This window comes from Clostridium lamae, assembly GCF_033043255.1.
Lineage (GTDB): Bacteria > Bacillota > Clostridia > Clostridiales > Clostridiaceae > Clostridium > Clostridium lamae.
Map to the genome: position 1 here is coordinate 27,128 of NZ_JASCQJ010000019.1, position 22,893 is coordinate 50,020.

A 22,893-nucleotide genomic window follows, 5' to 3' on the forward strand; every position below is an offset into this window, starting at 1 on the left:
ATATAAGCATAAACTATATTGACTATAGTCAATATTTGATTTATAATTTAAATACAGAACAAGTGTTCTTATAGAGAGGAAGGTGCTATATGGGAAATATAGATATGGATAAACTAAAAGCTATAGAAAATGCAATGAGTCAAATTGAAAAGCAATTTGGTAAAGGATCAGTTATGAAATTAGGAGAAAATAGCTCATTAAATATTGAAGCTATTTCAACTGGGTGTCTTGATTTAGATATAGCTTTAGGAGTAGGGGGAGTCCCTAAAGGAAGAATAATAGAAATATATGGACCTGAAAGTTCAGGTAAGACAACTGTTGCACTTCATATTGCAGCTGAAGCACAAAAAAGAGGCGGAGCAGTTGCATTTATCGATGCTGAACATGCTTTAGATCCAAGTTATGCTAGAAATTTAGGCGTTGATACAGAAAATCTTATAGTTTCACAACCAGATACAGGAGAGCAAGGTCTTGAAATTGCAGAAGCTTTAGTTCGTTCAGGTGCTATAGATGTTATAGTAGTTGACTCGGTTGCAGCTTTAGTTCCAAGAGCTGAAATAGATGGTGAAATGGGAGATTCTCACGTAGGTCTGCAAGCAAGACTTATGTCACAAGCTTTAAGAAAATTAACAGGAACTATCCAAAAAACTGGATGTGTAGCTATATTTATTAACCAATTAAGAGAAAAAGTTGGTGTTATGTTTGGAAATCCAGAGACAACAACTGGTGGTAGAGCATTAAAGTTCTATGCATCTATAAGACTTGATGTAAGAAGAATAGATTCTATTAAGCAAGGGGAAAGCATAGTAGGAAACAGAACAAGAGTTAAGGTAATGAAAAACAAAGTAGCTCCTCCATTTAAACAAGCAGAGTTTGATATAATGTATAATGAAGGAATATCAAGAACTGGTAATATAGTTGATGTTGGAGTAAAAGAAGGAATAGTACAAAAAAGTGGTGCTTGGTTCTCTTATGGAGACATAAGATTAGGGCAAGGAAGAGAAAATGCTAAGCAATACTTAAAGGATAATGCAGAAGTTGCATTAGATATAGAGAATAAGATTAGAACGAAGTATGAACTACCTATAATGCAAGAAGTGGCTGTTGAATTAAATGGTAGTAAGGAGTAATATAATATTATTACTTTGAATATTATTATATAAATATGATAATAATATAATCGATAGTATAGTTTATTATACTATCGATTTTTTAAGTTTTAATATAAAAATTGAAACTTAAAAATATTAAATAATTTGATATCAACTGTCATGATGTATCATATAAGTAACTTGACATAATTTTAATTTTAATATAAAATAATAACAAATACTGGTTTTATCAAATTTTATATATCAGTTAGATTAAGTATGATACCTCTACATTTTCATTTAAGCAGAATTGTTTATATGAATGGAGGAGGTGTTGTTATGAATAGAATTCTGATAGGTACAATAATAATAATAATTGATGTTATAGTATTAGCTGTATTAGGTATAGTACTATATAAAGCCATACAAAATGCTTCTAAAAAGAAAATAGATGGCTTGGAAAAAGAAGCTGAAAGCCTTTTAGAAAATGCTAAAAGAGAAGCAGAAGCAACTAAGAAAGAGTCAATATTAGAAGCTAAGGAAGAAGTTCATAAACTTAGAAACGATTTAGACAGAGATTCAAGAGAAAGAAGAAATGAAATTCAGAGACTTGAAAGAAGATTAATCCAAAGAGAGGAATCTTTGGATAAAAAAGCTGATGTTTTAGAAAAGAAAGAAGAAGCTCTAAATAAGAGATTACAAGAAATCGATGAAATGGAAGCAAGTGTACAGGAACTATATTCTAAGAGGAGAGAAGAACTTGAAAGAGTTGCATCTTTATCTACTGATGAAGCTAGAGAAATCCTATTAGGTGAAGTTAGAAGAGAAATAACTCATGAGACTGCTATTATGATCAAAGACATAGAAGCTAGAGCTAAAGAAGAAGCAGATAAGAAAGCAAGAGAAATTATAACAACTGCCATTCAAAGATGCGCAGCTGATCATGTATCAGAATCAACAGTACATGTTGTTGCCCTTCCAAATGATGAAATGAAGGGTAGAATTATAGGTAGAGAAGGTAGAAATATCAGAACTCTTGAAACATTAACAGGAGTAGATTTAATTATAGATGATACTCCAGAAGCTGTTATTTTATCAAGTTTTGATCCTGTAAGGAGAGAAATTGCTAAGATAGCGTTAGAAAAGTTAATTGTGGATGGTAGAATTCATCCAGCTAGAATCGAGGAAATGGTAGAAAGAGCTACTAAAGATGTCGAGAATGATATCAAAGAAGAAGGAGAACAAGCAACTCTAGAAACTGGAGTTCATGGAGTTCACCCAGAAATAATAAAATTACTTGGTAGACTAAAGTATAGAACTAGTTATGGACAAAATGTTTTAAAGCATTCAATTGAAGTTTCATACTTAGCTGGTGTTATGGCTGCTGAATTAGGATTAGATGTAAGTCTAGCTAAGAGAGCAGGTTTATTACATGATATTGGTAAAGTAGCAACAAAAGAAGACGAAGGTCGTCATGCTGTTATAGGTGGAGACTTAGCTAAGAAATATGGAGAATCACAAGTAGTATCAAATGCTATTGCGGCTCATCATGGAGATGTTGAAATGTTAACATTAGAAGCTGTATTAGTTCAAGCAGCTGATGCAATATCAGCAGCAAGACCAGGTGCTAGAAGAGAAACATTAGAGGCATATATTAAGAGATTAGAAAAGCTAGAAGAAATTGCAAATTCTTATGAAGGTGTAGAGAAGTCATATGCAATTCAAGCTGGTAGAGAGATTAGAATTATGGTTAAACCAGACCAATTAGATGATGCTGGATCTGTAGAATTAGCTAGGAGTTTAGCTAAAAATATAGAAGAACAATTAGAATATCCAGGTCAGATTAAAATTAATGTTATTAGAGAAACAAGAGCAGTAGATTATGCTAAATAATATAAAGTACATTTTGCGATAAGCAAAATGTACTTTATTTTTAATTTTCAAAAATATTTTTAAAAAAATAAATATTTTCAATTTTTTTAATATTTATTTTGAAAATAAAGAAGGATTTTACAAAAGCATATAGAATATATAAATAGCAAGAGTAAGTTCTTGAATAATTGTAAACGATTTTTATCTAGGAGGTAAAGACAAGTGGAAGTATTAAAAGTTTCAACAAAATCTAATCCAAATTCTGTGGCAGGTGCATTAGCTGCCATTATTAAAGAAAAAAATATAGTAGAAATCCAAGCAGTAGGAGCAGGTGCTATAAATCAAGCGGTAAAAGCAATTGCTATAGCAAGAGGCTTCGTTGCCCCTAGCGGAAAAGATATTGTTTGTGTCCCAGCATTCACTGATATAGAAATTGATGGTGAAGAAAGAACAGCAATAAAACTAATCGTTCAACCAAGATAATATATTGGAATAATTTATTTGGAATGAATTTTTTAGGGGTAAAAGAAAAGGACTACATTTAAGTAGTTCTTTTTTATTATAATCTAAATTAGGTGCTTATAAGCCTTGAATTTTTTTCAAATTCCATATATAATGAAATAGTTGAATAGATAACTATTTTAAAATTTAGCAAAGAGGTGTATATAATGGTATCTAAAGAAGTTGTAGTAAACAATGGAACTGGTTTACATGCTAGACCAGCTACTTTATTAGTTAAGAAAGCTTCATCTTTTAAATCAGATGTAAGCATAGAATTTAACGGTAAGAAAGCAAACGTTAAAAGCTTAATTGGTGTTCTTTCTTTAGGAGTAACTAAAGGAGCAACTATAACTGTATTAGCAAACGGTGATGACGAAGCTTTAGCAGTAGAAGAAATTTCTAATTTAATAGCTAATTTAGAAGATTAATAAAAAAGTGCCTATGGCACTTTTTTATTTATATATTTTAAAAAGATTACAGTTTAGAGATATGAAATGTATACCTAAACATTATTTGTAAATCAATTATGTAGTCACTTACTAATATTGAAAAGATCACATTTAAAAACTAACATTATTAAATCTATAGAAGCAGCAAATATTATAATATAGACTAATCTTTGTAATAAAACAGACCCACCAACTAATATGCTAACAATGTTCATGCTAAAAATACCAATAAGTCCCCAATTAATTGCTCCTAATAAAACTAAAAAGAATGATATCTTGTCTAATAAATTTATTTTACACATTTATTATCCCCCTTTATAAAATATTACAATATAGTATATTATGAAAAGATAAAAATATAACTTAAAAAATATTATAAAAAAGCTGAAATATATTTATAAATATGCTATAATACGAATGATATTATTAAAAAATAAATGTTTATTCGGAGGTCTTCAAAGGATGAGAGATTTATATAATTCACCATTAAACTCAAGGTATGCATCAAAAGAAATGAGCTACATATTTTCTGATGATATGAAGTTTTCAACATGGAGAAAACTATGGGTTGCTTTAGCAGAAGGAGAAAAAGAGTTAGGTTTAAATATAAGTGATGATCAAATTAATGAATTAAAAGCTAATATTTATAACATTAATTATGATGAAGCTATTAAGAGGGAAAAAGAAGTAAGACACGATGTTATGAGCCATGTGTACGCTTATGGATTACAGTGTCCAAAAGCTAAGGGGATAATTCATTTAGGAGCTACTAGTTGTTATGTAGGTGATAATACTGATATTATAATTATGAGAGATGCATTACTATTAGTAAGAAAGAAAATAGTAACTGTATTAAATCATTTATCAAATTTTGCTATTAAATATAAAGATATGCCTACTTTAGGTTTTACTCATTTTCAACCAGCACAATTAACAACTGTAGGCAAAAGAGCAACTCTTTGGATGCAAGATTTATTATTAGATATAGAAAATATAGAATTCTTACTATCTACATTAAAATTAAGAGGAGTTAAAGGAACTACTGGAACTCAAGCTAGCTTTATGACTTTATTCGATAATGATGAAGAAAAAGTAAAAAAATTAGATAAAATAGTTGCTACAAAAATGGGATTTGAAAGTAGTTATGGTGTAACAGGTCAAACTTATCCAAGAAAATTAGATTCAATAGTTTTAAATAGATTATCAGAAGTTGCACAAAGTGCATATAAATTCAGTAATGATTTAAGATTACTTCAAAGTATGAAAGAAATAGAAGAGCCATTTGAAAAAAATCAAATAGGATCATCAGCAATGGCATATAAGAGAAACCCTATGCGTAGTGAAAGAATGAGTTCATTAGCAAGATATGTTATAGTAAACTCATTAAACCCTGCAATAACAGCAGCTACTCAATGGTTTGAAAGAACTTTAGATGATTCTGCTAATAAAAGAATTTCAGTAGCAGAAGCCTTCTTAGCATTAGATGGAGTATTAAATTTATATATAAATATTGCTGAAAATATGGTTGTATATGATAAAGTTATAAGCTCACATGTGAATAATGAACTACCATTTATGGCTACAGAAAATATTATGATGGAAACTGTAAAAAGAGGTGGAGATAGACAAGAGCTTCATGAAAATATAAGAATACATTCAATGGCAGCGGCTCAAAGAGTAAAAGGTGAAGGTTTAGATAATGATCTTATTGAAAGAATAATTAACGATGATAGTTTTAAATTAACTAGAGAAGAAATAATAGATATTATTGATCCAAGTAAATTTGTAGGAAGAGCACCAAGTCAAGTTGTAGAGTTTATAGAAAATTATATAAACCCAATAATTGAAGAAAATAAGGAAGCATTAGAAATAAAAAGTGAAATAAATGTTTAATTATAAAAATGAACTATAATTTATTAATTATAGTTCATTTTTATAATTAAAAGCTGAATAAAATAAAAGTACTTGTAAATAATTAATAGATAAGATGGCATTGGAGGAAAGTTATGGATACGAATAACAGTAATTATATTAGTAAGTGTATTAGTTGTAATGGTACAGGTATAGTAAATTGTGATTGTGGTACAGATAATAATCCTAACAAAAGATGTTTAACCTGTGCTGGTGAAGGAAGATTTATGTGCCCTATTTGTGAAGGTGAAGGGATATTATAAAATATTTTATAATTAGTTGCAGAATAAAAGAGATAGGTATATGCCTATCTCTTTTAAATAGCAAAAAAGAGATAAGTTAATATTATAATATTATAGTAATTATTAAGGAGCTTATATGTTTAGGAAAATAGAAAAAGGCTTAAAGGAAATAATAATGAGCAAACTTGGGAATATAAGTGGAAATATGGATGAAGATATAATTTACTTAATAGGAGAAAAAATAGATAGTGGCAAAAATACCTTATGTAAAGAGATACAAATAGCCATTTCTAATGGGGTAGATGGGAAAATAACATATATAGACTTGGAAGATATTAAGGGATATAACCCTAGAATTTTATTAGGAGAGTTTAGAGGTATTGGAATTAATGAAATATTATTTACAATAGAAGAAGACAAGGAAGAGAGTGGGAGTAGAGCAATAATATATGGATTAGATAATGGAAGAATAATAGAAATTTTTGATTCAAGCAAATATTTACCAAATAAAAACTACAATATTATTTATACTGATGGTTTTAAAGTTAACTTAGTAGATGATAACAGAAATATAGACTATGTTATAGATATAAAAGATAGAGAGTATGGTTATTTAAAAGAAAAATATAATAAAGATGGGAAATTAAAGAATAAGTGCAAAGGGAAATTATCACCTATTTATGAAATATTAACAGTTAGAAGTAGTAATAGTGATGTACTTGATTTAATATTGAAACAAAAAATTATAGGTGAAGATATAAATGATGTTCTTGGCGAAATAATTAGTTTCTTAAGATATGATAGAGATAAATATAGGGAAGTAGATATGAGTGTTTCTATTTCAAGTAGTAGAAATAAAAGTAGCAACTATAGAAGAGAATTGATAGATAAGAAATATGATTTTTCAAAAGTAGATTTTATTGAAGCAGATTATAATCCTAATTTAAAAATTGAAAGAGCAATAGAAAAAGAATTTTCACTAAAACCTAATGTTGATAAATTAACTTATTTATATAATAGAGTGAAATTAAAAAATACACCTAAATATCAAATAATGGTGTACTTAGAAGGACCAAAATTTTGTAGTGATAGAGGAGGGACTTTAATAATATTAGAAGAAAAGAATAACGAATATGTAGTGACTTCAAAAATTAAAGATATTATTCCACCTATTATAATATCAGAAAATATAAATGGTGAATATAATGATTTAATAGTTAGATTAATTAAAAAAGATAAATATGATTTTAGAGTATTAAAGTATAACGGTAATTCGTATCCTATGTATCCGCTAAATGAAGAAAAATTGCAGGTAGGCATTAAAGTAGAGGGAACAGCAGTTATTTCAGATGATTTATTTTATAGAAAAGGTATAGAATATTAAAGGGAGCTGCCTAGGCAGCCCCTTATTATTTAATATCAAAAATCATATATTTCTAAGCCCAAAATTGTCATTTTAGCTCTATAGTATCACCTAAATTGACCTTAAAAGCTTCACCTTCGTTCATAAGAATATGTCCTGATGAATAAGGAGCTCCATCTAAGGTGATTACAACATTTTCAATATTAAAATAATCACCAAAAGTATTACTTATTGCAGTAAGAGTCCTAGATTCAGCACCTGATCCTAAATTTTGAGAACCTACAAAGTTGGAAGAAAAATCTAGAGTTATTGTAGATTTTTCAGTATTTAAGACATAAGAATTAAGAGTAATTTCACTAGAAAGTGAAGGAGAAATATCAGCATTTGGAGATTTCTTTAATTCATCAATTAAAGTAATAACTTCATTATCATCTTTAACTGTAATAGTTGTGTTTATGTACACAATTTTATCAGATACAACATCATAATAATATATTTTAGCATTTTCTTCTTTTTCAGTATCTGGATCAATATCTTTTTTAGTATTTTTATTTTCAGAGCTTGTATCATTATTATTTACTGAAGAAGAATTACTAACATTATTTTCTTCATTATTTTTAACCTCAGATGATTTTGAGCAAGAAATTAAAGAGAATGGTATAAGTAATGATAGAAATATAGCTATTATGTTCTTTTTCATAAAAACTCCCCCTTTTTTAGTTAATTAATTAAAAATTTAATGAATTATCTAATTATAACATAATAGAAAAAGTGTTACAATTTACATAAAATAAATGAAATTTAAATATAGTTACAGTAATATTTGAAAAATGTATGTAAATATCATATAATATAAAACATCGGCTTATACACGATTTATTAAGTTTAAATACCATGAAAAAGGAGAAAATAAGTAATGCAAAGAACAGCTGCGGAAAATAACGAAAGATGTTTAGAAATAATAAGTATCATTGAAGAGGTATGTAAAAATAATTTAAATGAACAATACTTGTTTCTTGCAGAAAACTTATGTAGAGAAATATTTAAATTAGAGAACTCTAAATTAAATAAGGGTAAAGCTAATTCTTGGGCATGTGGAATTGTTCACACAATAGGATTAATAAATGGGTTATTTACAAATAAATCTACTTTAGATATTAAGGCTTCAGATTTTTATAAATTATTTGATGTAAGTAGTAGTACAGGCCTTTCTAAATCTAAAGAAGTGAGAAGTATGATAAATGTTGATGAGGAAAAATGGTTAATATCTTTAGAAAATGTGGAAAATAAAGAAGCTAGTTATGAAGAAGTATCAAATTCAGAAGTTGCATGTGATGTTATAGAAGAACAAAGTGAAATTTTAACTGAACCTGTAATTAAAGAAGATGAAGAATTAATTCAAGCAAATAAAATAGCTAATGAAGCATGGAATCAAAAAAACTTTAACAAAAAAGTTAAATTAGCAAAAGAAGCATTAAGTATTAGTGATAAATGTGCAGAAGCTTATATTATTTTATCTTATGATAACTCAATAAGCAAAGAAGAACAAAAGAAATTATCAATAAAAGCCGTAGAAGTAGCTAAAGAAGTTATAGGTGAAGAAAATATTGATAAGTTTATAGGAAAATATTTAGATTTAGAAATAACTAAACCTTATTATAGTGCAAAATATAGACTAGGTAATTTATTATGGGGTATTAATGAAAAGAAAGAAGCAATAAAGGAGTTTGTTGATTTAATTAGATTATGCCCTGAAGATAGATTATTAATAAGAGGGGTTCTGCTTTCTTGGTTAATTGCTGAGGATCTAGATAAAGATGTTGAAGATATACTGTCAATGTTTAAAGATGACTATTTATCAGCAACTAAGTTTTCAAGAGCACTTTACTTATTTAAGTTAGGTAAAGTAGAAGAGGCGGAAAGAGCTTTGAGAATTGCAAATGCATCAAATCCTTTTGTAGTTAGCTATATTACTAAGCAAAAGAGAATTCCTAAAATACAACCAGAGCTTAAAAAATTAGGCTCAGAAGAAGATGCGATTTATTATATAAGAAATGCTGAAGTTGCGTGGGATTCTGTAAGTGGAGCTAGAAATTGGGTTAAAGAAGTTAAAAATAAACTTTAATATAAATATTTTATATTCTACATTTTAAATTTGGAGCTGTATTAAGACAGCTCCTATTATTTTTTATAGATATTCACTAAGTTTAAAAGGAGTTTATTATGACCTTCGATGGTAGATATAGAAGCAGGCATATTATCTTTATTTAATAAAAATTGGATGCTTTCCACTTCGTTATTAAAAAATAAATTATAAAGTTTTTTATAATAATTATCTTTAATACCTTTAAAAATTTTTTCAACAATTGCTTCTTTAGGAATAAAAGAAGCATTTGATATCTTCTCAAATATTAAATAATAAAGAATAGCTATAGAGGTTTTTTCAACCTGTCTATAATCAAATTGTTTTATACTATCAAAATCATTCTGCAAATTATTTAGAAATATAAGCGTAGATGGATGTAAAGTGAAAATGTCTTTGTTTAAAAAGCTAATTATTGAATTTGTATAAAAAGAAGTATTATTTAAAAAGTTCCATAAATCATTAACATCAAAAGGCTCTATAGAAATACTTTTTGCGATTTCCATATGAATATCGGTCATAATTCCTTTAGTATTGTGAGAAACATCACCATCTCCACAAAGGGTACAATTTCTTACGACATCAAAGGCTATTCTACTATCTTCTTTTAATCCAATAGCATATTTTCCATCACTATTAAAAAAATTAATAGAGGATATGAAAAAGTGAATTATAGAAACTAAGACCAAATAAGAATAGGATATATTAGCCACACCAAAAGAAAACAATATAACAAATATAATAAAATCAAAAATTGGACCTAACCAAAAGTATACTCTAAGCTTTTTTAATAAAATATTATATTCAAATTTAGAAGATAAATTAATCGAATAAAAATGTATTCTACTAGTAATAAAGTTATCTTTTATAAATGATATTTTAAATTTAGACTTCTCCTTACATATATTGAAGGGAATTAAGTAAAAACTACTAACTTTAAAACCTAGAACTAGAGCTGTTATATAATGAATAAATTCATGAATAAATAAAATGGAATATTCTATAATAAAAATTTTAAAATAAGGGAGGAAAATATGAATATACAAATATTTGGAAGAAAGAAATGCTTTGATACAAAAAAAGCAGAAAGATATTTTAAAGAGAGAAATATTAAATTTCAATATATAGATATAGATTTAAAGGGATTAAGTAATGGAGAACTTAATTCAGTTAAAAGAAATGTATCAATTAATGAATTAATTAATACAAAAGCAAAAGAATATAAAAGCCTTAACTTAGATAAAATAAGAAATACAGATATGAAGGAAGAATTATTATTAAAAAATCCAAAGTTATTTAACTCACCTATTGTAAGGAATGGTAATTTAGCAACTTTAGGATATAAAAAAGAGATTTGGGACAAATGGGAATAACAAAATAAGGTGAACAGATGATTAGAATTAAAATACAAAAAGAAAAAAATGATAGTTTAATTTTTAAGATTAACATAAAAAATAATGAGATTGAAAAGTATAGATTTTTAAAAAGAGCTATAATTGAAGGTAAGTCTATAAAGGGTAATTTCAATTATGAAATTCCATTAAGATTTTTAGTTCCTATAGTAAATAATATAGATAAAGATAATATCTGTATAGATAGACATAGTAAGCTAGAATTTTTAGAGTTCTATGATGAGTTTGAGGAAAAATATTATTCAAGTTTAACTGCCACTCCTAAGTTTATGAAAATATGGAGACAAGAAAAATGCCCAAATATATTTAAAATCAGGATTAATCCTGAAACATTAGAATTATCTAAAGAAATAGCATTTAAAAAAGTAAATATTGAATTTGAGTCAATAATATAAAAGAATCAAAGCCAGGTTGCTTTGATTCTTTTTATAATTAATGAAGGAGATGAATTTATATGGATTAGCCTAAAAGCTAATAGCTAATATAGTATATGAAAAAGATTTAATAGGTGACACTTATTTTTTTGTAAGTTCATACAATTAAAATAATTTAAAATTCATTGTATAATAATTGTAATAGAAATAGTATAGGGGGATAATATGGAGAAATTTTATAATTATGGTAGAGGGAGTTTTAAAACAATTAATGAAGGCAATGAATTAAGTTGGTTAATTAGTAACGGTGTTGGAGGGTTTTCTAACTCAACAGTAGCTGGTGGAAGTGCAATACTTCATCATGGATATTTGGTTGCAGCTTTAAATCCACCTGTAAATAGATATTTAATTTTATCAAGAACTCAAGAAGAAATAAATATAAATTCTAGGAAGTACGATTTAACTTCTCAAAATTACATTAACACATCGAAGAATGGTCATGAATATCTAGAAAGATTTATTTTTGATTCTATTCCAGAATATAGATACAGAGTTGAAGATGTGAATATTAAAAAGACCATATCGATGGATTATGGGTATAATACAGTAGCTGTTTGCTATGAAATTGAAAATGGTATAGAAGATATAAATTTCAAAATAGTACCTCTCTTTAATTATAGACTATCAGGAGAAGCTATAGAAAAATCAAAATTAAAATTTAATGCAGAAGTAAATGGTAATAGGCTAATCTTAATTCCAAAGGAAAATAAAGATATAAAAATTATTTGTGAAGCTTCAGAGGGTGAATTATATGATAGGAGATTGATACCATCCAATATTACAGATCCAAATTATCTATACGAAGAAAATAATTATTATAATATTGAAAATAGAACTGGATTTTTAGGTTTAGATAACCACTATACACCATATGAAATAAATATAAAAATAAAGGCTAATGAAACAAAAAAGTTGTACATAATATGTAGTATAGAAAAAGAGATACAAAAAGATGGATTTGAAATAGAAAAGGAATATAAAGATAGAATAAACAAATTAGTTATAAAAGCAGGCTACAAGGATAATTTTGCGAACAATTTAGTTAAAGCTGCTGACCATTTTATTGTGCAAAGAAATAGCACAGGACTTAAGACTATATTGGCTGGATATCCTTGGTTTACTGATTGGGGAAGAGATACAATGATAGCCTTTGAAGGAGTGGCGTTATGTACAAATAGATATGAGGATGCTAGAGAAATATTAGAATCCTTTTCTAAGTATGTAAAGAATGGACTGGTTCCAAATTTATTTCCGGATGAAAATACAGAACCTCTATATAATACTGTAGATGCTTCTCTTTGGTATTTTCAAGCTGTTTATAAGTATTTAAAATATACGGGAGAAGAGAAAGATTATAAATTTATAGAGGAAAAGATATATGATAAATTAGTTGAAATTTTTAAGGCATATTCTACTAAAACATTATTCTCAATAGGTATGGATGAAGATGGGCTGATTTTTGCGGGATCAGGGTTAGATCAAGTAACTTGGATGGATGTAAGAATAGGAGAATTAGTAGTAACTCCAAGACATGGTAAGCCAGTAGAAATAAATGCATTATGGTATAATGCTTTATGTATAATGGATGAGCTAAGAATTAAATTTAATAAAGAAGATTTAGGATATCAAAAATTAGCACAAACTGTAAAAGATAACTTTGAGAGAAAGTTCTGGAATGATGAAAAGAAATGCTTATATGATGTTATAGATGAAAAAGATGATAAAATTAGGCCTAATCAAATTTGGGCAGTATCATTACCTTTTTCCATTTTATCAAAGGAAAAAGAAAAACTTGTAGTAAATACTGTTTATAAGCACTTATATTCTACATATGGATTAAGATCTCTATCTTTTATGGATAAAGAATATAAAGGGAAGTATGTTGGAAAACTTATTAATCGAGATTTAGCATACCATATGGGTACTACTTGGAGCTTTTTAATTGGACCATTTATCACAGCTTATTTAAAGGTAAATGATTATAATAAAAATTCAATATATAAAGCAAAAGAAATGCTATCAGCATTTGAAGATCATATGAAAGATGGATGTATTAACGGTATAGCTGAAATATTTGATGGGGATTTTGCGTCTATTAGTAGAGGATGCTACACACAAGCATGGAGTGTAGGAGAAGTATTACGAATCTATAATATTCTATATAAAAAAATGGATATTCATAAGTAGTTTTTTATTGTATCATTTTATAATATATATATATGGAAGGGGTAGGGAAATGAAGAAATTAATAACTTATTCTAATATAGTATTTATTATTTCCGTAGGGATATTTATCTACGGAGCTTATAAAATATTTACAGTAAGACAACTGCTTCCTGCTGGAGTATGTCCTATTGATAATAATAGACCGATATTATTTATAGGGATTTTCTTTATGGTATTATCAATAATAATATCATATATAGAAGACAAAATAGCAAAAAAGAAAATTCTGGAATAATATAACTATATCAATATGATAATTTTTATTAATATGATACAAATTAAGCATTAACAGGTGTTTAGCTAATTAGAGTTGTATAATTTATCATTTTAATACTTAAATTACAAAAGTAATTTCACATAGAATTAAATTATATATAGTATTTACAAGATTAAGAAGAGTGTTTAGGGTTTTGGCATATTTATTGCTTAAATAATATGTGAAACTTTAGAGCTCTTTTTTAGTTTCAAAATAATTTTGAAACAGATAATTATATCAAAAATATAATTAAACGATTACTTTATAATTTAAAGAATACGATTATTATCAATTTGAGAAAAGCTTTTCAAATTGATAATAATCATATATTCTCGAGTGATGTATTAAGTTTATACCTTTAATTTACATGAGGGGGAATATCATGATAGAAGTAGAAAAAAAGAAAGTTAAAAGCTATTCAATATTTGATGTAGATGGGGTGCCTAGTATAAAAAAAGCTATGCCATTATCTATGCAACATTTACTAGCTATGATAGTTGGAAATGTTACTCCAGCTATAATAGTTGCTGGTATTACTGGAATGAACTTGAGTGATAAAACTTTATTAGTTCAATGTTCATTATTTATGGCTGGTATCGCAACGTTAATGCAATTATATCCAATATGGAAACTAGGTTCAAGGTTACCTGTAGTTATGGGAATAAGTTTTGCTTATGTACCAACATTAACAGCTATAGGCTCTGCTTATGGAATAGAGGCCATTTTCGGAGCTCAATTAATTGGAGGTATTGCAGCAATAATAGTTGGTGCCTTTATTAAGCCTCTAAGAAGGTTATTTCCACCACTAGTTGCAGGAACAGTAGTATTTACAATTGGATTATCTTTATATCCAACTGCAATAAGGTATATGGCGGGTGGATCAACAGCAAGTGATTTTGGTTCTCCTACAAATTGGATAATAGCAATGGTTACACTAGTTGTAGTTTTATTTTGCAACCATTTTACAAAGGGATATGTAAAGTTAGCATCTATATTGGTAGGAATAATTGCAGGCTATATATTCTCAATAATTATTGGAAGAGTAGATTTTGCAGCAATTTCAAATGCTGGATGGGTTCAAGTTCCAACACCGATGCATTTCGGAATGGAGTTTATGCCTTCTGCAATAATATCTATGGTAATAATTTATATAGTTAACTCTGTGCAAGCTGTTGGAGACTATTCAGCTACAACAGAAGGTGGATTAAGTAGAGAACCAAAGGATACAGAGTTGGCAGGAGGAATAATGGCAAATGGGGTATCTAGTATAGTTGGTGCATTCTTTGGAGGATTGCCAACGGCGACTTACAGTCAAAATGTTGGAATCGTTGCTATGACTAAGGTCGTAAGCAGGTATATAATAATGCTAGCAGCCATGTTTATGTTAATAGCAGGTTTTATACCTAAGTTTGGAGCTTTAATCACGACAATACCACAAAGTGTTTTAGGTGGAGCTACGATAATAGTATTTGCTATGATAACGATGACAGGTATAAAAGTAATTATAAAAGATGAGCTTTCAAGTAGAAATATGAGTATAGTTGGGCTTTCTGTTGCACTTGGGATGGGTATAACACAAGTTCCAGGAGCCTTAGATACATTTCCAAGCTGGGTTAATATGGTGTTTGGTAGTTCACCAGTAGTAATAACAACAATTACTGTAATATTACTAAATTTAATATTACCAAAACAAACTATAGAAGATGAAGATAATGAAAGAAGTAAAATAGAGAACTAAAATAGAGCACTATATATAGAGTTAAATCTATGTATAGTGTTTTATTATGATAATTTTTACTAAAGAGTATAAGAAGAAGGATATTATCAAAATGAGAAGGAATATTTATGAATATACTTAAATATATTTAATAGTTATGGAATTCTAGAAGTGTAAAGTTTATGAATTGTAAGATAATGGCATGGGAATTGCTTAATTATATATAGAAGTAATAAATAGTTATATAAAAAAGCAAAAAAGAGGTGTATAGATATGTCATCTATATTGAAAGAAATTCAAGGTGCCGTAATGAAATATATTAACATAGTAGAAAAAATACTAATGGTTGATGTAGAAGTGGTTGATGAAAATCTAATAAGAATTGCAGCAACAGGAGCTTACAGAAATAGAATAGATAAAGATATATCAAAGCAAGGATATGCATATAGAGATGTATTGAAAACTGGGGAATTTAGAGCTATAACTGAACCAGGAAAAGATAGTATTTGTAACAGTTGTATAAAAAGAGGAAAATGCGAAGAATTATTTGAGATGAGTACACCAATTAAATTTCAAGGGAGAATTATTGGGGTAATTGGATTAGTTTGCTTTAGTAGGGAACAAAAAGAACAAATAATTGATAGATTTGAAAATTATAAAGCTTTTATGGAACAAATAGCCGAATTTATAAGTACAGCTGCATACGAAAACTTTCAAAGAAAAAGAGAAGACATAGTACTAAAGTCAATGAATTTAATTATAGATAAGATGGATCAAGGAGTAATGGTCTTAAATAAAAATGATAAAGTAACACATATAAATTCTAAAGGTGTTGAGCTAATTAAACAGGTAGATAATTTTTTTATTTCAAGGGTATCTATTGAAGCAACTGGAGATAGTTTATTTCAAATGGAAATATATAAAGTAACTATTGGAAAACAAACATTTCAATTTATAGGGAATATTTTTTCAATGGAGTTAAATGATAAGCAGTTTGATAAAATATTTGTATTTAGAGATTATAAAGGGTTTAGAGATGATATATCAGAATATACGAATATAAAAAACACAATTAGGACAGAAAATATTTTAGGACAAACTAACATAATGCAAGATTTAAAAAGAAAAGTAAAAAAAATAGCTTTATCAACTTCAACAGTATTAATAACAGGGGAAAGTGGTACTGGTAAAGAAGTTTTTGCAAGAGCCATACATAACGAGGGGAATAGAAAATCTAAGGCTTTTGTTGCAATTAATTGCGGTGCCATTCCAGACACTCTTTTAGAAAGCGAATTATTTGGTTATGTCAAAGGTGCATTTACAGGTGCAGATCCTATGGGGAAAATAGGGAAATTTGAACTTGCAAATAAAGGTACTATTTTTTTGGATGAAATTGGGGATATGCCAATTTATCTTCAAACAAAGCTATTAAGAGTACTTCAAGAAAGAAAGATTACAAGAGTCGGGTCAAATAAAGAAATTGATATAGATGTAAGAGTTATTGCAGCGACAAATAAAAATTTAAAAGAATTAATAAAAGAAAATAAATTTAGAGAAGATTTATATTATAGATTAAATGTAATACCTTTTGAAATTCCACCATTAAGAGAAAGAATAGAAGATATAGAAGTATTAATAGAGTTTTTTATTAATAAATACACTAATTTATTAGGTAAAAGCTTTAAAAATATAGTAATGACAGATGATGTAAAGAAATCTTTTTATAGATATTCTTGGCCAGGAAATGTGAGAGAATTAGAAAATACAATAGAATTTATAGTTAATATGATAGGTCTTGATGGAGTGATTGATAAAGAAGTTATACCAATGAACATTTTATCATGTGAAAAAGTTGAAAGAAATTTTGATAGAAATGAAATCCTTCCTCTTAAAGAATTAGAAGAAATTGAAATTAAAAAGGCACTAAATATTTATGGAACAACAACGGAAGATAAAAAAATGATAGCTAAAAAATTAGGAATAGGTATAGCAACATTATATAGAAAGATCGATGAGTATAAATTATTAAAGTCGTAAGCAATAATAATGAAATATGTATTGATAATATATAGAAAAAAATATATTAAACTACTCTATTTGTAAACAGTTACAAGAAGTATTTTTGGAGGTGTAAAATGACTTATAAAGTAATAGGAAGCAATGTAAATAGGGTTGATGCAGTTGCTAAAGTTACGGGGAGGGCAAAGTATGTTGATGATTTTTTTGAAAGGGACATGCTTATTGGTAAGGTTCTACGAAGCCCTTATGCTCATGCAAAAATAATCGATATTGATGTAAGTGAAGCAATTAAGGTAGAAGGAGTAGAAGCTGTAATAACTTATAAAGATTTACCAAATATAAAATTCGCTACAGCAGGACATCCTTGGTCCTTAGAGCCTAGCCATAGAGATATTGAAGATAGACTCATATTAACTGATAAAGCTAGATTTGCTGGAGATGCTATAGCAGCAGTAGTAGCAAGTGATGAGATAATAGCAGAAAGAGCATTAAAGCTTATTAAAGTTGAATATGAAGTTTTACCTCATATTATAAAAGCTGAAGATGCAATTAAAGAAGGAGCATCAATAATACATGAAGAAAGACCGAATAATATATTAGGTGATAGGGGTTCAGAATCAGGAAATATTGAAGAGGATTTGAAGAATGCTGACAAAATATTTGAAGCAACTTTTGAAACTAGTATAGTACAACATTGTCAAATGGAAAATCATAGTGCATATTCTTATGTTGATGGTGAAGGAAGAATAGTAATTATTTCATCTACACAAATACCTCATATTGTAAGAAGAATAGTAGGACAAGCTTTTGGAATACCTTGGGGAAAAGTAAGAGTAATAAAACCTTATATTGGAGGTGGATTCGGAAATAAACAAGATGTAGTTTTGGAACCGCTAACAGTCGCAATGAGCCTTGCAGTAAATGGTAGACCAGTTAGATATGCATTAAATAGAGAAGAATGTTTTATTGATACAAGAACTAGACATGCTATGAAATTAAAATTTAAAACTGCAGTAACTAATGATGGAAAATTGCTTGGGATAGATATAGACAATTTAGTTAATAATGGTGCTTATGCTTCTCATGGTCATTCGGTAACAATGAGTGCTGGTAGTAAATTTAGACCATTATATAATTTTAATTCAATTAGATATGCTCCTAAGACAGTTTATACAAATTTACCTGCAGCAGGTGCTATGAGAGGATATGGTGCACCACAAATGTTTTTTGCTCTTGAAAGTCATGTTGAAGATATTGCAAGAGAATTAAAGATGGATCCAATAGAGTTTAGATTAAAGAATTTAGTTAGTGAAGGATATATTGAGCCAGTTAGCAAAAATATTGTCAGAGCTTTTGCTCTTCCTGAATGTATAGAAGAAGGAAAAAGGTTAATAAATTGGGACAAAAAGAAAGAATTATATAAGAATCAAAAAGGCGATAAAAGAAGAGGAATAGGAATGGCATGTTTTAGCTATTTCGCCGGAACACATCCAGTTGCTTTAGAGGCTGCAGGGGCAAGAATAGTTATGAATCAAGATGGATCAGTACAATTACAAATAGGTGCTACTGAAATAGGACAAGGTAGTGATACTGTATTTGGGCAAATGGTAGCTGAAGTACTAGGAATTCCTTTAGATATGGTACATGTTATAAGTAATCAAGATACTGATATAACACCTTTTGATTTAGGATCATTTGCATCAAGACAAACATTTGTATCAGGAGCAGCAGTAAAAAAGGCAGCATTAGAAGTTAGATATAAAGTTTTGCAATTTGCTAGTGATAAATGTGGACTAGAAAAAGATGCATTAGATATTGAAAATTGCAATATTATAGAAAAAAAGTTGGGTAGAACTGTTTGTTCATTAGAAGAGATAGCTATGGAATCATATTATGACAGAATAAAATCTGCTCCTATTACAAGTGATACATCAGTAAATGTTAGAGTTAATTCAATTTCTCATGGTGCAACTTTTACAGAAGTAGAAGTAGATATGAAAACAGGGAAAATAGAAGTTTTAGAAATTTATAATATACATGATTCAGGTATAATAATGAATCACAAATTAGCAGAAGGTCAGGTAGACGGCGGAGTTAGTATGTCCTTAGGTTATGCGCTTTCAGAGCAAATGCTTTTTGATGAAAAAACAGGAAAGCCACTAAATAATAATTTGTTGGATTATAAATTGCAGACAATAATGGATACACCTAATATAGGTTCTGCATTTGTAGAAAAGTTTGAACCAGCAGCTGGTTTTGGACAAAAATCTCTTGGCGAAAATACAACGATATCACCAGCGCCAGCAATACGTAATGCAGTATTAGATGCAACAGGGGTTGCTTTTAATAAAATTCCAATGAATCCTCAGTCAGTTTTTGAGAAATTTAAAGAACTTGGACTAATTTAAGGAGGAAGAGAAATGTTTGATATAAAAAATATTTATGGACCTAAAACTATAGAAGAAGCATTAGATATCTTAGATGGTAGTGAAAATATAAAGATTATAGCTGGTGGAACAGATGTATTAATAAAATTACATCACGGAGAAATGTGTGGAATAGAACTTCTTAGTATAAGAGATATAGAGGAGTTAAAAGAGATAGTATTAAATGATGATGGAGATATTGAAATAGGTGCTATGTCTTCTTTCACAGATATATTTAGAAATGTAATAATAAATGAAAATATATATGTATTATCAGAGGCAGCAGTATCTATGGGAGGTCCACAAGTTAGAAATATGGCTACCATAGGAGGGAATGTATGTAATGGTGCAGTTTCAGCAGATAGTGCTACAACTCTTTTTGCGCTAAATGCATGGCTTTTATTAAGAAGAAAAAATGAAGAAAGAATAGTGCCTATAAAAGATTTTTATTTAGGGCCAGGTAAGGTTAGTATTCTTCCAGATGAAATATTAGTAAAGATAATAATAAGAAAAGAAGATTATAAAGGTTATAAAGGAAATTATATAAAATTTAGTAATAGAAAAGCTATGGATATTGCAATGTTAGGGGTATCTGTATTTGGAGCTATTGAAAATGATAAAATTAAAGATTTAAGAATCTCATTAGGAGTGGCAGCTCCAACTCCAGTTAGATGTTTAGTGGCAGAAGAATTTGCTAGTGGCATAGAATTAAATATGAAAAATATAATAGAAATATCAGAAAAAGCTTTACTTGATGCAAGACCAAGAAATTCATGGAGAGGCTCTAAAGACTTCAGGGAACATTTGATAAAAGAGCTAACTAAGAGAGGAATTTTAGAAGTAATAAAAAGAGCTGGAGGTGTAGTTTATGAGTAGTGAATTTATGAAGAAAATAACTCTTATAATAAATGGGAAAAAGCGTAGTTTAGAAGTTGATATAAGAGAAACTTTATTAGATGTATTGAGGGAGAGGTTGCATTATACAGGAGTAAAAAGAGGATGTTCTGTAGGGGAATGTGGTGCTTGTACAGTTTTAGTAGATGGAGTCCCAATAGATGCATGCATATATATGGCTATATGGGCAGATGAAAAAGAAATTTTAACAATAGAAGGCGTGGAGAAAAATGGAGAGCTTTCAAAGGTACAAAAAGCATATATAGAAGAAGGAGCAGTACAATGTGGATTTTGTACACCAGGATTAGTCCTTACAACAACGTCTCTAGTTAATAGTGGTAAAAATTATACTGATGAAGAAATAAAGAGAGAAATTTCAGGGCATTTATGTCGTTGTACAGGATATCAAAAGATATTTAATGCTACAAAAAAATCATTGGAGGAATAAAATTCTTAAGTCTATTAAAGCTATCTAATTTATAAAATTTGGAGGAGTAATTATGAAAAATACCTTATTTATAAAAAATATCAAAGCTTTAGTAACATGTGATGAAAAAGATAATTTATTTAAAAATGTAAATTTATATATTGAAGATGGAATTATAAAGTATATAGGTAATGATATATATGAAGCTGAAGAGGTAATTGATGCAAAGGATATGTATGTATATCCAGGTCTTGTAAATGGACATCATCACCTTTTCCAAACATTTACTAGAAACTTACCACAAGTACAAAATATGGAGCTTTTTGATTGGTTAACTACTTTGTATGAAATTTGGAAAGGAGTAGTTTCTGAATCAGTAAGATATAGTGCCTTAGTTGGCATGGGAGAGTTAGTGAAGTATGGGTGTACAACTTGTTTTGATCATCACTATCTTTTCCCAGAGAAAGCTGAAGAAACTCTTATCGATGAGCAATTTAATTCAGCTAAAGAGTTAGGAATTAGATTCCATGCATCAAGAGGAAGCATGAATTTAAGTAAAAAAGATGGAGGTTTGCCACCTGATTCTGTAGTTCAAAAGATTGATAAAATTATGTATGACTCTGAAAGAGTAATAAAAAAATATCATGATGCTAATGAATTTTCTATGAGACAAGTTGTATTAGCACCATGTGCTCCATTTAATGTGACAGCTGAGCTAATGAAAGAAAGTGCAGCTTTAGCTAGAAAGTATAATGTTAGACTTCATACGCATTTAGCAGAAACAAAAGATGAAGAAAAGTACACTCTTGAGAAATTTAATATGAGACCACTTGAATATATGGAAACCCTTAATTGGATTGGTAGTGATGTATGGTATGCACATGGAATTCACTTTAATACAGATGAGCTTAAGGTATTAGCAAGAACGCAAACAGGAGTAGCTCATTGTCCAATTTCCAATATGAAATTATCATCAGGAATAGCAAGGATTCCAGAAATGATAGAATTAGATGTGCCTGTTGGATTAGCTGTTGATGGTAGTGCAAGCAATGATGGATCAAACCTTCTAGAAGAACTTAGAATTTGTTATTTACTTCATAGATTAAATTGGAGTAATAAGGCACCAACTGGATATGATATATTAAAATTAGCTACTAAAGGAAGTGCTAGAATACTTGGAAGAAAAGATATAGGGGAACTTTCAGTTGGAAAAGCTGCTGATTTATTTATGATTAATTCAAATAGATTAGAATTTATAGGTGCAGAATATGATCCAAAATCAATATTAGGAACTGTAGGTTGTAAGGCACCTGTAGATTATACTATTATTGCTGGAAAAGTAGTAGTTAAAGCAGGGAAAATTACTACAATAGATGAAGAAAAAACTATTTTTGAAGCTAGAAAAGCAGTAGAAAATTTATTTGCAAAAATATAGTAATCATATGTATATTTACTAATTAAATAAATTTAGTACTTGGGATTACTTACTTAAAAATAAAGGTGTGTAGAA

The 22,893-nt window shown here is 28.5% G+C and carries 21 protein-coding genes; 18 read left to right on the plus strand and 3 right to left on the minus strand.

The features are described from left to right. Positions 1 to 89: 89 nt before the first annotated feature. The 4 genes from recA to QK892_RS10515 all read left to right on the plus strand — a co-directional run bounded on the left by recA (position 90) and on the right by QK892_RS10515 (position 3,892). Positions 90 to 1,130 carry a recombinase RecA gene (gene recA / locus QK892_RS10500; RefSeq protein WP_317273502.1) on the plus strand — a complete coding sequence of 347 codons (1,041 nt, stop codon included), beginning with the start codon at positions 90 to 92 and terminating at the stop codon, positions 1,128 to 1,130. A 300-nt stretch (positions 1,131 to 1,430) separates the two neighbouring features. Continuing rightward, complete coding sequence (gene rny, locus QK892_RS10505) at positions 1,431 to 2,984, plus strand: ribonuclease Y (protein WP_394855022.1); 1,554 nt, start codon at positions 1,431 to 1,433, stop codon at positions 2,982 to 2,984. A 201-nt stretch (positions 2,985 to 3,185) separates the two neighbouring features. After that, positions 3,186 to 3,446 carry a stage V sporulation protein S gene (locus QK892_RS10510; protein ID WP_016206312.1) on the plus strand — a complete coding sequence of 87 codons (261 nt, stop codon included), beginning with the start codon at positions 3,186 to 3,188 and terminating at the stop codon, positions 3,444 to 3,446. Positions 3,447 to 3,631: 185 nt separating this feature from the next. Further along, positions 3,632 to 3,892, plus strand: a complete 261-nt coding sequence (locus QK892_RS10515) for an HPr family phosphocarrier protein (RefSeq protein ID WP_291625140.1) — start codon at positions 3,632 to 3,634, stop codon at positions 3,890 to 3,892. Positions 3,893 to 3,996: 104 nt separating this feature from the next. On the opposite strand, the gene QK892_RS10520 is transcribed toward QK892_RS10515, so the two are convergent. Continuing rightward, a complete protein-coding gene (locus QK892_RS10520) occupies positions 3,997 to 4,215 on the minus strand; it encodes a DUF378 domain-containing protein (RefSeq protein ID WP_317273503.1) in 219 nt (72 codons plus the stop codon). Positions 4,216 to 4,375: 160 nt separating this feature from the next. On the opposite strand from QK892_RS10520, the gene purB reads away from it, so the two are divergent. The 3 genes from purB (at position 4,376) to QK892_RS10535 (ending at position 7,450) form a co-directional block, all read left to right on the plus strand. Then, the gene (gene purB / locus QK892_RS10525) at positions 4,376 to 5,806 is read left to right on the plus strand and encodes an adenylosuccinate lyase (protein WP_317273504.1); all 1,431 of its coding nucleotides are present in this window, start codon (positions 4,376 to 4,378) and stop codon (positions 5,804 to 5,806) included. A 113-nt stretch (positions 5,807 to 5,919) separates the two neighbouring features. Next, a complete protein-coding gene (locus QK892_RS10530; protein ID WP_317273505.1) occupies positions 5,920 to 6,087 on the plus strand; it encodes a DnaJ-like cysteine-rich domain-containing protein in 168 nt (55 codons plus the stop codon). Between the two features lie 115 nt (positions 6,088 to 6,202). After that, a complete protein-coding gene (locus QK892_RS10535; RefSeq protein WP_317273506.1) occupies positions 6,203 to 7,450 on the plus strand; it encodes a hypothetical protein in 1,248 nt (415 codons plus the stop codon). Positions 7,451 to 7,517: 67 nt separating this feature from the next. Here QK892_RS10535 and QK892_RS10540 read toward each other — a convergent pair whose 3' ends face one another. After that, positions 7,518 to 8,129, minus strand: coding sequence for a GerMN domain-containing protein (locus QK892_RS10540; RefSeq protein WP_317273507.1), 612 nt, complete (start codon positions 8,127 to 8,129; stop codon positions 7,518 to 7,520). 216 nt (positions 8,130 to 8,345) lie between these two features. Between QK892_RS10540 and QK892_RS10545 the strand changes: the two genes are divergently transcribed. Beyond that, positions 8,346 to 9,554 carry a DUF6398 domain-containing protein gene (locus tag QK892_RS10545; protein WP_317273508.1) on the plus strand — a complete coding sequence of 403 codons (1,209 nt, stop codon included), beginning with the start codon at positions 8,346 to 8,348 and terminating at the stop codon, positions 9,552 to 9,554. A 56-nt stretch (positions 9,555 to 9,610) separates the two neighbouring features. On the opposite strand, the gene QK892_RS18435 is transcribed toward QK892_RS10545, so the two are convergent. After that, entirely contained in the window at positions 9,611 to 10,693 is a 1,083-nt protein-coding gene (locus tag QK892_RS18435; protein ID WP_394855023.1) for a site-2 protease family protein, read from the minus strand. Here QK892_RS18435 and QK892_RS10555 point away from each other — a divergent pair. The 10 genes from QK892_RS10555 to QK892_RS10600 all read left to right on the plus strand — a co-directional run bounded on the left by QK892_RS10555 (position 10,607) and on the right by QK892_RS10600 (position 22,818). Further along, complete coding sequence (locus QK892_RS10555; protein ID WP_317273510.1) at positions 10,607 to 10,945, plus strand: arsenate reductase family protein; 339 nt, start codon at positions 10,607 to 10,609, stop codon at positions 10,943 to 10,945. The genes QK892_RS18435 and QK892_RS10555 overlap by 87 nt on opposite strands. 17 nt (positions 10,946 to 10,962) lie before the next feature. Continuing rightward, a complete protein-coding gene (locus QK892_RS10560; protein ID WP_317273511.1) occupies positions 10,963 to 11,379 on the plus strand; it encodes a hypothetical protein in 417 nt (138 codons plus the stop codon). Between the two features lie 204 nt (positions 11,380 to 11,583). Then, positions 11,584 to 13,605, plus strand: a complete 2,022-nt coding sequence (locus QK892_RS10565; protein WP_317273512.1) for an amylo-alpha-1,6-glucosidase — start codon at positions 11,584 to 11,586, stop codon at positions 13,603 to 13,605. 49 nt (positions 13,606 to 13,654) lie between these two features. After that, positions 13,655 to 13,879 (plus strand): hypothetical protein, encoded by a 225-nt coding sequence (locus tag QK892_RS10570; protein WP_317273513.1) that lies wholly within the window; start codon positions 13,655 to 13,657, stop codon positions 13,877 to 13,879. Between the two features lie 403 nt (positions 13,880 to 14,282). Next, the gene (locus QK892_RS10575) at positions 14,283 to 15,638 is read left to right on the plus strand and encodes a uracil-xanthine permease family protein (RefSeq protein ID WP_317273514.1); all 1,356 of its coding nucleotides are present in this window, start codon (positions 14,283 to 14,285) and stop codon (positions 15,636 to 15,638) included. Between the two features lie 252 nt (positions 15,639 to 15,890). Further along, positions 15,891 to 17,654, plus strand: a complete 1,764-nt coding sequence (locus QK892_RS10580) for a sigma-54 interaction domain-containing protein (protein ID WP_317273515.1) — start codon at positions 15,891 to 15,893, stop codon at positions 17,652 to 17,654. 98 nt (positions 17,655 to 17,752) lie between these two features. After that, positions 17,753 to 20,044 carry a xanthine dehydrogenase molybdenum-binding subunit XdhA gene (gene xdhA, locus QK892_RS10585; protein WP_317273516.1) on the plus strand — a complete coding sequence of 764 codons (2,292 nt, stop codon included), beginning with the start codon at positions 17,753 to 17,755 and terminating at the stop codon, positions 20,042 to 20,044. A gap of 12 nt (positions 20,045 to 20,056) precedes the next feature. Next, complete coding sequence (gene xdhB, locus QK892_RS10590) at positions 20,057 to 20,938, plus strand: xanthine dehydrogenase FAD-binding subunit XdhB (RefSeq protein ID WP_317273517.1); 882 nt, start codon at positions 20,057 to 20,059, stop codon at positions 20,936 to 20,938. After that, positions 20,931 to 21,404 (plus strand): xanthine dehydrogenase subunit XdhC, encoded by a 474-nt coding sequence (gene xdhC / locus QK892_RS10595; protein ID WP_317273518.1) that lies wholly within the window; start codon positions 20,931 to 20,933, stop codon positions 21,402 to 21,404. The genes xdhB and xdhC overlap by 8 nt, the downstream gene beginning before the upstream one ends. A gap of 52 nt (positions 21,405 to 21,456) precedes the next feature. Further along, a complete protein-coding gene (locus QK892_RS10600; RefSeq protein ID WP_317273519.1) occupies positions 21,457 to 22,818 on the plus strand; it encodes an 8-oxoguanine deaminase in 1,362 nt (453 codons plus the stop codon). Positions 22,819 to 22,893: the final 75 nt, after the last annotated feature.

Excerpts from the sequence above, each read along its gene's own strand:
- recA (WP_317273502.1), top strand. The coding sequence starts at position 90 with ATGGGAAATATAGATATGGATAAACTAAAAGCTATAGAAAATGCAATG.
- rny (WP_394855022.1), top strand. The coding sequence starts at position 1,431 with ATGAATAGAATTCTGATAGGTACAATAATAATAATAATTGATGTTATA.
- QK892_RS10515 (WP_291625140.1), top strand. The coding sequence starts at position 3,632 with ATGGTATCTAAAGAAGTTGTAGTAAACAATGGAACTGGTTTACATGCT.
- QK892_RS10520 (WP_317273503.1), bottom strand. The coding sequence starts at position 4,215 with ATGTGTAAAATAAATTTATTAGACAAGATATCATTCTTTTTAGTTTTA.
- purB (WP_317273504.1), top strand. The coding sequence starts at position 4,376 with ATGAGAGATTTATATAATTCACCATTAAACTCAAGGTATGCATCAAAA.
- QK892_RS10530 (WP_317273505.1), top strand. The coding sequence starts at position 5,920 with ATGGATACGAATAACAGTAATTATATTAGTAAGTGTATTAGTTGTAAT.
- QK892_RS10535 (WP_317273506.1), top strand. The coding sequence starts at position 6,203 with ATGTTTAGGAAAATAGAAAAAGGCTTAAAGGAAATAATAATGAGCAAA.
- QK892_RS10540 (WP_317273507.1), bottom strand. The coding sequence starts at position 8,129 with ATGAAAAAGAACATAATAGCTATATTTCTATCATTACTTATACCATTC.
- QK892_RS10545 (WP_317273508.1), top strand. The coding sequence starts at position 8,346 with ATGCAAAGAACAGCTGCGGAAAATAACGAAAGATGTTTAGAAATAATA.
- QK892_RS10555 (WP_317273510.1), top strand. The coding sequence starts at position 10,607 with ATGAATATACAAATATTTGGAAGAAAGAAATGCTTTGATACAAAAAAA.
- QK892_RS10560 (WP_317273511.1), top strand. The coding sequence starts at position 10,963 with ATGATTAGAATTAAAATACAAAAAGAAAAAAATGATAGTTTAATTTTT.
- QK892_RS10565 (WP_317273512.1), top strand. The coding sequence starts at position 11,584 with ATGGAGAAATTTTATAATTATGGTAGAGGGAGTTTTAAAACAATTAAT.
- QK892_RS10570 (WP_317273513.1), top strand. The coding sequence starts at position 13,655 with ATGAAGAAATTAATAACTTATTCTAATATAGTATTTATTATTTCCGTA.
- QK892_RS10575 (WP_317273514.1), top strand. The coding sequence starts at position 14,283 with ATGATAGAAGTAGAAAAAAAGAAAGTTAAAAGCTATTCAATATTTGAT.
- QK892_RS10580 (WP_317273515.1), top strand. The coding sequence starts at position 15,891 with ATGTCATCTATATTGAAAGAAATTCAAGGTGCCGTAATGAAATATATT.
- xdhA (WP_317273516.1), top strand. The coding sequence starts at position 17,753 with ATGACTTATAAAGTAATAGGAAGCAATGTAAATAGGGTTGATGCAGTT.
- xdhB (WP_317273517.1), top strand. The coding sequence starts at position 20,057 with ATGTTTGATATAAAAAATATTTATGGACCTAAAACTATAGAAGAAGCA.
- xdhC (WP_317273518.1), top strand. The coding sequence starts at position 20,931 with ATGAGTAGTGAATTTATGAAGAAAATAACTCTTATAATAAATGGGAAA.
- QK892_RS10600 (WP_317273519.1), top strand. The coding sequence starts at position 21,457 with ATGAAAAATACCTTATTTATAAAAAATATCAAAGCTTTAGTAACATGT.